This is a genomic window from Nostoc sp. 2RC (assembly GCF_014222165.1).
GTDB lineage: Bacteria > Cyanobacteriota > Cyanobacteriia > Cyanobacteriales > Nostocaceae > Nostoc > Nostoc linckia.
Genome location: NZ_JACKZU010000249.1, coordinates 1 through 11,987 on the forward strand (window position 1 = coordinate 1; position 11,987 = coordinate 11,987).

Sequence of the window (11,987 nt, forward strand, 5' to 3'; positions counted from 1 at the left end):
CCCTTTCCCCCTTCCCCTTTCCCCTTTCAGGAAGAGGCGAGTTGATGGTATCTGTAAGTATTCTGACTAGTGAATTGTAAAAATCAATAAATCCGAGTAATCAAACTTAGGATTTTAATTTCAGGGTGTTTAGCCAAAGGTTCATAATCAATGGTTCAACAAAAAAGCAGCGATTTAGTCCGCATTAATGCTAGAAGAACAGATGTATTCGATATTTTCAACTTCAAGCATTACATTGGAGCTAACCCTTATTTAGATAGAGGGGCATTAGTATTTGATTTTGCTCTAGTTGAGTTGAGAGAGCCTTTGCCTATTGAGGATTATATTTCGAGAATTGGCGATCGCTATCCCTACTTGCGCCACCAAAACTACGAATCCTATGCCCATCTATTCGCTCAAGTGGCATCACAAGTCAGCAAGTTGGATATGGAGTTGCACCTCAACCACTGGAGTGTTAAGCCATACGAAAAATGCACGCGAATTAGTATCGAATCTCTACACGAACGCACAACCAAAGAAGTAATTTACTTTGTTTGGGATTGGTTTGAAGCCATTACCCAAGACGAAGACTTCAACTTTGAAGATCAGCTAATCAAGCTGCAAATGAGATTCCGTGCTTCTGTTTATGGCGGCCCCACAGTCTACGCCCTATTGCGAACAGCCCAGGAAAAAGGTATTCCCGCATTTTATCTTTGGGAAGAAGGATTGATGCAATACGGTTTTGGGAAAAAACATGTCCGGGGGGTAGCAACAACATTTAACCGTGATAGCCACCTAGATTCGGAATTTACTACCCGCAAAGACGACTGTAAAGCATTTTTGAAAACTTTGGGTTTTCCAATACCTGAAGGCGATATTGTCTTTACTGAAAAGGAAGCATTAGCAGCAGCTAGAGAAATTGGCTACCCAGTGGCAGTCAAACCAGTGGTAGGCCACAAAGGAATTGGCGTCACGGCTGACGTGCAAGACTCAAAAGAACTAGAATCTGCTTACAAAAGGGCACTTGCAGCGATTCCCGAAGACCAGGTGACGCGAATCATAGTAGAGCAAAGCATCTCTGGTTCGGATTTTCGCTTATTGTGCGTCAATGGTAAATTCGTTGCTGCCACAGAAAGGCGTCCCGCATCAGTTGTTGGTGATGGCTACCTAACCATCGCGGAATTAATTCGTCAAGAAAACCGCAAACCCGCACGTTTAGATTCACCCACTTCCCCCATGAGTAAAATTCTGGTGGACGATGCAATGGAACTTTATCTAGACGAACAGCGTTTGTCATTAAATAGTGTGATTGAGAAAGGGCGCACCGTCTACTTACGTAAAGTCGCCAATCTTTCCGCCGGGGGTATGAGCATCAATGCAACCAATACCATTCATGATGATAATATTATCCTCGCCCAAGATATTGCCCAACACTTTCAGCTGACATGTTTGGGTATTGATGTGATTGCCAAAAATCTCTCAGATTCTTGGAAATCAAGTAACTTCGCAATCTTGGAAATTAACGCTGCACCAGGAATTTTGATGCATTTGAAACCTTCTGAAGGTGAAAGCGTTGATGTGCCTTCTCATATTTTAGAAACGTTTTTTGAGTCTGGCACAGATGCGAGGATACCGATTATTACCTTTAATCAAATCTCCGTTGAAGACCTGCAAACAACAATTGACCATATTCTTTCGCAACATTCCGACTGGACAATCGGCGCTGTTTGTCGTGATGCAGTTTTTGTGAATCGCTCTAAAAAAGTATTAAGCAAAAATTACAACAGCAACGTTCAAACTTTATTGCGTCATCCCAAACTAGATTTGTTGATTGCGGAATATCCGGAAGACATATTAGAGCAAGAAGGTATGTTTTACCAACGTAGTAACATCGTAGTTTTGGAAAATCCCACCGAAACTGAGATGATGTTAGCGCGGGATGTTTTTGATAGTTCTACTGTGGTGATTAGAAAAGGCAACGATATTTCTATTCGCCGCAAAGGATTAATTGAAGATTACACTTTGGGTGAAGATGAACCATTTACACGGGTTTATTTAAAAGAAACTGGAGCGATTTTGTGAGTCACAAAAGTTTTGCCTAGTACCTAACTTGAACGACCTGCGGCAAATATTTGTTCTGCTGTCAAATTTAAGTCAGGAAATGTTTGGGAGATCGGGCGTTCTGTTCTCCCAAACTGCTTTCCTTGGTAAATTCCATCAATTAATTCGTAGCGTACATCATCCAGATAATCTGCAACAAACGTATCAAAGCTCAGGCTACCTATATTACTAGTGGCTGAGACCATAGAGATTTGCCCTTCTAGATTTATGATTAAAATAGGGTTGCTACTTTTAACTATTTTAACTATCTTTGATATCATCAAAATTTTACTCACGTACAGACGCGATTAATAGCATCTGTAACCACTTGCCATATTTTTGGGAAGCCCTTCGAGTCAGCTAAACAAGAGATTTTTGATAATTCCCCACAAATTGCTAGAGTTAAAGAGACTACTTAATAAGTTTTAATAATTCTGTTATGAGTACTGGTTTACCAACGAATTCCCCTGAAAAGTCTGAATCCACCTTTGGGAAACGTTTGAGGAACTTCTTAGTTGCCAGCGTCGCCATCGCCTTGAGTGTTGCGTTTTTCTTGGGATTGCGAACTGAAACAACGTCAGCTTCCCTAGCGAAATTAAGCGAAGCCTCCACACCGCTAGAAGTAGCAATGACCAACGGGAAACCATCTCTAGTGGAGTTTTATGCTGATTGGTGTACAGTTTGCCAAAAAATGGCACCGGATATTGCTCAACTAGAAACACAATATGCTGACAAGCTAAATTTTGTGATGTTGAATGTGGATAATACCAAATGGTTGCCAGAAATGTTGAAATATCGCGTGGATGGGATTCCGCATTTTATCTTTTTGAAGCCTGGTGGTGAAACTATTGCTCAGGCGATCGGCGATCAACCCCGGACAATCATGGCTAGCAACTTAGAAGCTTTAGTTACTGGTTCATCTCTTCCCTACGGTCAATCTAGCGGACAAGTTTCCAAATTCTCAGCCCCAGTAGCACCAACGCCAAGTCAAGATGACCCCCGCAGTCATGGCAGCCAAGTAGTAAATTAGCAATTGGGGATGGGGAGTTTGGAGTTTGGAGTTAGGAGTTAGGAGTTAGGAGTTTGGAGTTTGGAGTTTGGAGTTTGGAGTTTGGAGTTTGGAGTTTGGAGTTAGGAGTTTGGAGTTTGGAGTTAGGAGTTTGGAGTTAGGAGTTAGGAGTTTGGAGTTAGGAGTTAGGAGTTAGGAGTTTGGAGTTAGGAGTTAGGAGTTAGGAGTTTGGAGTTTGGAGTTTTATCTCCCTCATCTCCCCATACGCCATGCCCTATGTCCTACTCCCTTTTTCAAAACTTTTCCCATACTTTCTCATATTCTTTTTTGATTTCATCAGCTAACTGTTGGGGACTTAAAATTTGAGCGTTAGCGCCATATTTTAAGATGCGCTGGCGAAACCAAAATCAATAATCTACTGTTGCTTCGATGTCGCAGAATTTTCCTTCTGGGTCGCTATAAATAATCACTTCATCTTTGCGACGGGGTTGATAATTAGATAATTGACCACTGGTGCGATAGCGAATTTTTAGTGTGGGAAAATCACAGGATACCCAACGAGTATTGGATGCAGCGCCTACACTGGCGATTTTATCTAAGCGAAAAATATGATTTTGGTCGATGTTATGCCAATAGTCAAATCGCCAAGAACGCCAGTCGGGGATAAATGCAAATAGATAAAAGAGACCGTCATGCAATCGCAATTCTGAACAGCTTTTAGGTCAGTTTTTCCATCAAGAAATCTTTCAATTAAATGAAACCCGGCAACGGGATTGAAACAGCTATGGCAGATATAACAAACCACAGGACAAACTTTCAATTTCAATGAAACCCGATCGCTCTATTACAACCAAAAATCTCAACACCAGGCAAAATAGAACTGAAAACGGTTTTCAAATTATCATAATTAAAAATTCCCATGCTTCAAAGTCAGCGTTTATCATAAATAAAAAAATTATTTATTATGAATGCTGAAGATTTTTTCCACCAAGGATTAAACAAAAATTTGCAAGGGGAATACCAAGCAGCCGTTACAGCTTACACCCAAGCAATTAACCTCAATCCAAATTACGCCGAGGCATACCATAATCGAGGAATTATTTCAAGTAGTCTCACAGATTATCACAGTGCGATCGCCAATTTTAATCGCGCCATTGAAATCAATCCCAATTTTGCCACAGCCTACTATCACCGCGCTAATGCACGCTACTTTTTAGGAGATTACGAACAAGCCATCGCTGACCATAACCAAGCATTGGCAATTGACCCGAATCTCGCCCAATCTTATCACAGTCGCGCAAACGCCTACTTTGCTTTAGGAGACTACGACAAAGCCATTGCCGATTACATCCAAACCATAGAAATCAGCGCTCAATTAGCTGATAACATTAATGTTGATATTGCCAATGCTTATCATAATCGCGGTGTAGCCCGTTTAGATCGGGGGGATTCTCAAGGAGCGATCGCTGATTTTCAAGAAGCTTTACAATGGCATCCCCGTTTTGCCGCAGCTTACAGCAATCTGGGTAACATTCATCATATTTTAGGAAATTATCACGAAGCAATAGCCGACCATCACCGGGCATTAGAATTAGATCCTAACTTAACAGAGGCTTATCATAACCGAGGTAATGCCCATTATGCTCTGGGAGATTATGAACAAGCGATGGCTGATTACAACCACGCTTTAAAAATTAACCCCAACTTTGCCAGTGCATATTATAATCGCGGTTTAGTTCTGTCTCACCTGCAAAATTATCAAGCAGCCATTAAAGATTTTAACCAAGCGCTAAAACTCAATCCCGATGATGTGCAAGCATATTGCCAACGCGGTTTGGTGCTTAGCACCCTTGAAGATTTTGAAGGTGCAATTGCAGATTATGACCGAGCTTTACAAGAAAATCCCACACTAGCTTTAGTATACGGCTTTCGGGCCGATGCTCTGCGCCGATTGGGAAATTATCAAAGTGCTATTGAAGATAGTAATCGTTTATTACAACTCAATCCTAATTTTGCTGAGGGATATTGCGATCGCGCCACCGCTCGTAGTTCCATAGGAGATCATAAAGGAGCAATCAAAGATTACGACAGGGCATTGCAGATTAATGATAAATTAGCCGTAGCTTATTACGGTAGGGGTATCGCCCGTGAAGCTTTGCAAGATTTCCCAGGAGCAATTGCAGATAACACCATCGCCATAGAATTGATTCCTGACTTTTCCCAAGCTTACTGCAATCGGGGCAATGCCCGTCGTCTGTTAGGAGATGAACATGGAGCCATTGCAGATTATGACAAAGCTTTAGCAATCAATCCTGATTTAGTGGAAGCTTATTATAATCGGGCTTCCACTAATTATGCTTTAGAAAAATATGAAAGTGCGATCGCAGATTACACCCAAGCATTGCAAATCAATCCTCAATCTGCCGCATTTTACAGCGATCGGGCTAATGCTCGCTACGCCATAGAAGACTATTATGGTGCAATCAAAGATTACACTCAAGCAATTGCCATCGACCCTAGCTTTCCTGAAGATTGGTACAATCGGGGACGTAGCTATTCTCTGTTGGAAGACTTCGACTCCGCCTTAGCAGACTTAAACGAAGCTTTAAAACGTCAACCTCATTGGGCTTCAGCTTACATCCTACGAGCAGATGTTTACCAAAATTTAGGTGATTTGCAACAAGCAATTGTGGATTTTCAGAAATCCGCACACTTGTATTATCAAGAAGGAAATATTCAGTATTATCAAGAAATTATGCAGCTAGTTGAACAAATTCAACGAAAATAAAGTACATGATATTAGGAATTTGCAATTGAAGAAGAATACAGAATTCAGAATTCAGAATTCAGAATTCAGAATTCAGAATCAATTATAATGATGTCCGCCTAATCAGTTATCAAAAAATTCCCCGCGTAAGAGCGTCATATCATGTCCGCTTGATTACTTTAGGACTTACGCAACTGGCATATTATTTTAAGTTTGTAGTAAGGACTTTAGTCCTTTAATAAGGACTAAAGTCCTTACTACAAGCAAAAAAAGCTGATTTTTGAATTTTGGCTGCTGAATTCTTTGAAAATTATCATGACCGGGGTCAATTGTTCGTGAAGAATTAAAAATAATGAATCTAACTGATGATTGATGGCGGTAGGCAGTATGTATGTTATTTCCTAGTGGTCTGCTAACCCAAAAATGCGCTTGTGAGGTCTGGGGAAAGGGAAAGAGGTAAAGGGTAAGGGATTTAAAACCTTTCCCCTTTCGCCTTTCCCCTTTCCCCCGCCAATTGAACTGTTACTAAATAATTATCAGCTAATGTGTGCTAAAACACTGGTGCTGGCGGTCAACAGTCAACAGTCAACCGTCAACAATACCACAAGTTCCCGATCTATTTTTTTGTTGCGCTAGTATATTCAAATATTGACCAATCATGAAACAATACCCTTGAAAAATAAATTCTTAAAAATCACTACGAGTATTTTTTATGTTGACAGTAATTATAAATGCTTTTCACGCTATGAAAAATATTTTACCAATAAATAACAATCAGACATCAGAAATATTCCTGAAGATATATGATTTTCTTCAACAAGTTAAATATGCTCCTCAACTCTCGCTAAAACAGCGTTTAAAAATTGCAATTGAACAGTTAGACCATCGCACAATGGAAACCAGTGTCGCTGTAATTAGCGAACTAGAGGCAATTGCCCATAATCATCCACAGTACCACTGGATAATCATGGACATTCTCACTAGTTTTATTCGCAAAAATGCTCCTCATACACCGCAAAGGGAAGTTATCAGCAGCACCTCAATCACAGTTCCTAAAGATATTCAAGCGGCTCTTAGTGTTATTGCTCGCAGAGATGTCAGCAAAGATGCAGAACACGAGCAGTTGGATTTGAGTCATGTGGATATCAGAGGAGCAAACCTCAATCAAGCTAACTTAGAACAGATAAATCTTTATCAAGCTAATCTTGCTGGTGCTAACCTCACACAAGCTAATTTAGAGGGAGCAATCCTCAGTGCAGCTAATTTAGAAAAAGCTAACCTATATTCAGCTAACCTCAAAGGTGCAATCCTCAGTGCTAGCAACCTGAAACAAGCGAACCTGCAAAAAGCAAACTTGCATCGTGCCAGCTTATATTTAGCTAACCTCCACGGAGCAATTCTCAATGATGCCATACTTGATGGAGCAAATTTCCGGGAAGTTCAATTTTTTGAGTAAATTCTAATTTGTAATTTCCATCGCCTAAGGATTTCACTGATTGGCGATCGCTAATTTATTTATAGCGTGATGTACCAGTATATCCGATGTTATTCGTAAGTTAAATGACTATTGTGACCATATTATATTTTTTTTGCTAAATGCTATACTATTTTGTCCAAATAACTAAGTAATAATTCTAGGTTGTAAGGAAAATTTTTACCATGTCTTCTAAAAAGACAGACACTTTGTTAAATTGGTTGATAATCATAACAGTTATATTTGCTGGCTCATTGACTGTCATTTTCTTTGCGTTGTCCAATGTTAAGGAATTGTCAGTTCAAGAGAAAATCCAGTATAGAAACCAAACATTAACAACCACCGCAATAGTTTTTCTGGCATCGGCAGTAATGTTCAATGCTTATTATGCAGCAAAGCGTACCCAAGCTTTGCAGAAAAACGCCGTCGCTGCTGAGAAAAATTTAGAAATTGACATTCAAAACGCCAAACTCAATCAAGATAGATTGATTGCAGAACGCTTTATGGGAGCAATTTCCCAGCTAGGACATGAAAAAATTGAAACTCGCACAGGCGCGATTTATGCATTAGAAAGAGTTGCCCAAGATTTCCCCAAAGAACACTGGACAATCATGGAAATCCTCACTGCGTTTGTGCGAGAAAATACACCAATTCAGCAAGTAAAAACAGAACAAACAAAGCTAGAATACTCACCGGCAATTTATTACAGTAAACGCAAAGGTGGGTTGCATTCGACACAGCAATTACAGCCAAAATTCCATGATGAAACAACAAAAATACGCACCGATATTCAAGCAGCTTTAACTGTCATCAGCAGACGGAATTTACTCGAAGACCCAAAAGATCAAAAACTTGATTTACGTAATACCGACATCAGACGAGCAGATTTAGTGGGAGCTAACTTACAACAAGCTGACCTCAGAGGAGCAGACTTGAGTGGCGCTGATTTGCGGGGGGCAGATTTATCTGAAGCTGACCTCAACGGCGCAAGACTCGTTCGAGCTATTCTCTATGAAACCAAATTGCTCAAAACCAGTTTGTGCGCTGCCGACCTTTGTTGGGCTAACCTCAACCGCGCTAATCTCTGCGGTGCAAATCTGCGGTCAGCTAACCTTGCAGGAGCAAGTCTGCGTGCAGCAAATCTCCAAGGAACAAACTTGTATAAAGCCAACTTACAACAAGCAACCTTAAAAATTGCCAACCTTTCCGGAGCAAAGCTGTTTTTAGCTAACTTGCAAGGAGCAAAACTCGGTAAAGCCAATTTGCACATGACTGGTTTAATTGGTGCTAACCTTTCTGGCGCTAACTTGAACGGTGCTAACCTTTCTGGCGCTAACTTGAATGCAGCCAAACTCCAGCAAACAGAAGTTTATTTTGCCAACCTTTCCGAAGCCAGCTTAACGGAAGCAGATTTATATCAAGCAAACTTCATCGGCGCTAACCTCCAAAGGGCAACTTTTTATCAAGCTAATCTCACCCAGGCAAATCTCATGGGAGCTAACTTTTTGCAAGCGAACCTGAGTGACGTGAAACTCGAAGGCACAATTTTGACGGGAGCAAAAAACCTAGAGTTGCAGCAGATTAAAAAAGCACTTGGCGATCGCACCACTCGCCTACCTGATTATATGGAAGCACCAACCAATTGGCGACAATCAGGGTGATGAGATTTTGGATTTTGGATTTTAGATTAAGTATTACTTGTGCATCTACCGCAATCATTAATTAGTTATTTAGGCGCATTCTACCAGTTAAGTCCCTTATTTAAATCCTTGTCTCCCTAAAGTCAGCAAATTCCTGTAGTGCCCATTTTGAGAAAATTTTTCTTCCATAATTTGTTGATAAACTGCTTCATAACCATCAACCATTTGTTTAACAGTGAAATGGCTTTCTACATGTTGGCGACAAGCATAGCGGTCTAAATTTGTGACTTTGTCAATAGCATTGATACAGTCTTGAATACCATCACAAAGAAAACCTGTTTTACCCTGGACAATTACTTCTTGGGTAGATCCCAATTTCATCGCAATCACAGGCGTACCCGAAGCCATTGATTCAACCATCACTAAGCCAAAAGGTTCTCGCCAAGTAATAGGAAATAAAGTTGCTATTGCACCTCCCATCAGCGCGTTTTTTTGAGCATGGTTAGCTTCACCTAAATATTGAATTTGCTGGCCGTCAATTTGTGGTTTAATTTTTGTCTCAAAATATTCCACATCAACAACATCTACTTTACCCGCCATTTTCAAATCCCAACCACCTTGTTTAGCAATTTCTATGGCTAAATGTACTCCTTTTTCTGGAGACATGCGACCTAAAAATGCCAAATAAGGCGGATTTTCTGGTTGAGGATAAAACTCATACTTGTTGATATTAATTCCGTTGTAGACGGTTGCTACATAATTTAATGCTAATCTTGGTTCTCGTTGGGCATCAGAAATGCTAACGTATGGTTGTTTTTTACCAAAAGTAAACATCTTTTTGTTTTCAGGGGTAAAAATACCATGCAATGTATGAACTGTAGGGGTTGCGACTAAATTGGCATAGGGTAATGCCGTATAACCCATGTGAGAGTGAATAATATCAAACTCAGCTGCTTGTTGATACACCGAACCTAGTTCTAGCATTTCGTAAATGCTGTAATCTTTGACGGCGGGATCGAGTCTTAAAGAATGAGGATGAACTGACACTAGTTTTGCCAAAGTAACAGAATCCCCCGATGCGAATAACGTCACTTCATGGCCGCGTCGCACTAGTTCATCAGTGAGCAACCCAACCACTAACTCTATGCCACCATAAGCGGGAGGCGGTACTCTCTCCAATAATGGGGCTACTTGAGCAATTCGCATTACAAACCTCCTCCAAAATAAAACTTGAATAACAAGTATTTTTTTCTCTTTTCGTTGTGCTTATACTTAGTTACATCTACGCTGACAAGTTACTGAAGTCACAAACCTTATTAACAATTGCATCAAAATCTTATGCTTTTATCTAAAGTTTTTTTGTCTACCTTAGTAAATAAATTAACGATTCCACAGGAAATAAATTTAGTTGAATTTATCAGATTTTAGTATGATTTTTATCTACATTATTTAGGATAGATAAATTGCGATCGCATTTATTAAATCCATGTCTATAGCTAATATCAGACTAAAAAGATGGTATGAGCTATATTAACTAAGGTTTTTTCAAATATTAATTAAAAAATCAGGGTTTTAGATACCTAAATACCCTATTTTGTAAGTTGAAAGATTTATCCATTGTGCCCAAAGATAGATTGTATAGTTGTAAATTACCCACAAATGTAGAGACGTTGCATTACAACGTCTCTAGACTTCTAAGAGAAGTAGGGAAAAGGGGAAAGGGAAAGGGGGAAAGGTTTAGTATTTTCCCTTTCCCGTGAGATGCATCACTTTGACGACAAGAGTGCAAAAAGCAAATTGCATCTCCGTGTCCCCGCGTCCCCGCGTCTCCGTGTCCCCGTGTCTCCGTGTCCCCGCGTCTTTGTAACGAGTTGAGTTATGCAATTTAAAAGCGCATCAGCTTATTCCATCTGGAAACACCAAGAAACTAGCATCAAGTCAACGTAAATTCAAAAAATATTGACTTTTTAGATAAAATGTGATATTTTATATTGCCAACTAAGAAAAATCAAATATAAACGTGAATATTTCTCCACATATCAAAAAACCGCGTGTCACATGGCAGGCGGTTTTCTCGCTGCTGATATTTGTGTTTATGTACCTGCCTATACTGGTACTTGGTTTTTATAGCTTTAATAAATCGCCATACAGTGCAACTTGGCAAGGATTTACCTTGGATTGGTATTTGAAGTTGTTCAGCGACGATCGCATTTTATCAGCTTTGCAAAATAGTTTGATAGTTGCTAGTTGTGCAGTGGGGATTGCAGCAGTGCTGGGAACCTTGATGGCGGTTGGTTTAGCGCGTTATCAATTTCCCTTGAAAAATTTGTATCGTGGCGTAGCTTATCTACCATTAATTATTCCCGACATTGCGATCGCAGTAGCTACCTTAGTATGTTTAGCCGCCTTTGCCATACCTTTGAGTTTGTGGACAATAGTTGCAGCACACGTGGTATTTTGTCTGGCTTACGTGGGACTTGTGGTTGCTTCGAGACTAACAAACTTAGATCCTCACTTAGAAGAAGCAGCATTAGATTTAGGCGCGACACCAACCCAAGCATTTATCAAAGTATTATTACCTCAATTAATGCCTGGTATTATTGCTGGTTGTTTGTTAGCTTTTGTCTTGAGTTTAGATGATTTTTTGATTGCCAGTTTTACTGCCGGTAGTGGTTCTAACACCTTACCAATGGAAATTTTTAGTCGGATTAGAACAGGTGTCAAACCTGATATTAACGCATTGAGTGTAATGTTGATTTGCGTATCAGCGATCGTTGCTTTTATTGCTGAAATGCTTCGTGTTTCTGGAGAAAAGAAAAGCTAAAAATCAGAATTCAGGAGTCAGAATTCAGGAGTCAGAAGTCAGAAGTCAGAAGTCAGAATTCAGGAGTCAGAAGTCAGAAGTCAGAATTCAGGAGTCAGAATTCAGAATTCACAATTCATATCATGTCCGCATAATTAGTTATGATTCCCACAGCCATTGCACCCCACCCCTTAATCCCCTCCCCTTGCTAAGGG

General features: G+C 40.1%; 9 protein-coding genes and 1 pseudogene. 6 read left to right on the top strand and 4 right to left on the bottom strand.

Translation table 11 applies throughout. The features are described from left to right. Positions 1-150 precede the first annotated feature (150 nt). Complete coding sequence (locus GNE10_RS23750; RefSeq protein ID WP_185567267.1) at positions 151-2,061, top strand: acetate--CoA ligase family protein; 1,911 nt, start codon at positions 151-153, stop codon at positions 2,059-2,061. A gap of 23 nt (positions 2,062-2,084) precedes the next feature. On the opposite strand, the gene GNE10_RS36570 is transcribed toward GNE10_RS23750, so the two are convergent. Continuing rightward, the gene (locus tag GNE10_RS36570) at positions 2,085-2,285 is read right to left on the bottom strand and encodes a hypothetical protein (protein ID WP_099073247.1); all 201 of its coding nucleotides are present in this window, start codon (positions 2,283-2,285) and stop codon (positions 2,085-2,087) included. 233 nt (positions 2,286-2,518) lie between these two features. On the opposite strand from GNE10_RS36570, the gene GNE10_RS23760 reads away from it, so the two are divergent. After that, positions 2,519-3,109 (top strand): thioredoxin family protein, encoded by a 591-nt coding sequence (locus GNE10_RS23760; RefSeq protein WP_185567268.1) that lies wholly within the window; start codon positions 2,519-2,521, stop codon positions 3,107-3,109. A gap of 272 nt (positions 3,110-3,381) precedes the next feature. Here GNE10_RS23760 and GNE10_RS36130 read toward each other — a convergent pair. After that, positions 3,382-3,480: pseudogene (locus GNE10_RS36130) on the bottom strand (hypothetical protein); the annotation flags it as partial. Between the two features lie 15 nt (positions 3,481-3,495). Beyond that, positions 3,496-3,786 (bottom strand): hypothetical protein, encoded by a 291-nt coding sequence (locus GNE10_RS23765; RefSeq protein ID WP_260447027.1) that lies wholly within the window; start codon positions 3,784-3,786, stop codon positions 3,496-3,498. 266 nt (positions 3,787-4,052) lie between these two features. On the opposite strand from GNE10_RS23765, the gene GNE10_RS23770 reads away from it, so the two are divergent. From GNE10_RS23770 to GNE10_RS23780, 3 genes are all read left to right on the top strand, one after another. Continuing rightward, positions 4,053-5,876, top strand: coding sequence for a tetratricopeptide repeat protein (locus tag GNE10_RS23770; protein WP_099073197.1), 1,824 nt, complete (start codon positions 4,053-4,055; stop codon positions 5,874-5,876). Positions 5,877-6,567: 691 nt separating this feature from the next. After that, positions 6,568-7,311 carry a pentapeptide repeat-containing protein gene (locus GNE10_RS23775; RefSeq protein WP_185567269.1) on the top strand — a complete coding sequence of 248 codons (744 nt, stop codon included), beginning with the start codon at positions 6,568-6,570 and terminating at the stop codon, positions 7,309-7,311. 203 nt (positions 7,312-7,514) lie between these two features. Next, entirely contained in the window at positions 7,515-8,990 is a 1,476-nt protein-coding gene (locus GNE10_RS23780) for a pentapeptide repeat-containing protein (RefSeq protein ID WP_185567270.1), read from the top strand. A gap of 96 nt (positions 8,991-9,086) precedes the next feature. Here GNE10_RS23780 and GNE10_RS23785 read toward each other — a convergent pair whose 3' ends face one another. After that, positions 9,087-10,175: a glycosyltransferase family 4 protein gene (locus tag GNE10_RS23785; RefSeq protein WP_185567271.1), complete on the bottom strand. Its 1,089-nt coding sequence runs from the start codon at positions 10,173-10,175 to the stop codon at positions 9,087-9,089. Between the two features lie 814 nt (positions 10,176-10,989). On the opposite strand from GNE10_RS23785, the gene GNE10_RS23790 reads away from it, so the two are divergent. Next, positions 10,990-11,793 carry an ABC transporter permease gene (locus tag GNE10_RS23790; protein ID WP_185567272.1) on the top strand — a complete coding sequence of 268 codons (804 nt, stop codon included), beginning with the start codon at positions 10,990-10,992 and terminating at the stop codon, positions 11,791-11,793. Positions 11,794-11,987: the final 194 nt, after the last annotated feature.

Excerpts from the sequence above, each read along its gene's own strand:
- GNE10_RS23750 (WP_185567267.1), top strand. The coding sequence starts at position 151 with ATGGTTCAACAAAAAAGCAGCGATTTAGTCCGCATTAATGCTAGAAGA.
- GNE10_RS36570 (WP_099073247.1), bottom strand. The coding sequence starts at position 2,285 with ATGGTCTCAGCCACTAGTAATATAGGTAGCCTGAGCTTTGATACGTTT.
- GNE10_RS23760 (WP_185567268.1), top strand. The coding sequence starts at position 2,519 with ATGAGTACTGGTTTACCAACGAATTCCCCTGAAAAGTCTGAATCCACC.
- GNE10_RS23770 (WP_099073197.1), top strand. The coding sequence starts at position 4,053 with ATGAATGCTGAAGATTTTTTCCACCAAGGATTAAACAAAAATTTGCAA.
- GNE10_RS23775 (WP_185567269.1), top strand. The coding sequence starts at position 6,568 with ATGTTGACAGTAATTATAAATGCTTTTCACGCTATGAAAAATATTTTA.
- GNE10_RS23780 (WP_185567270.1), top strand. The coding sequence starts at position 7,515 with ATGTCTTCTAAAAAGACAGACACTTTGTTAAATTGGTTGATAATCATA.
- GNE10_RS23785 (WP_185567271.1), bottom strand. The coding sequence starts at position 10,175 with ATGCGAATTGCTCAAGTAGCCCCATTATTGGAGAGAGTACCGCCTCCC.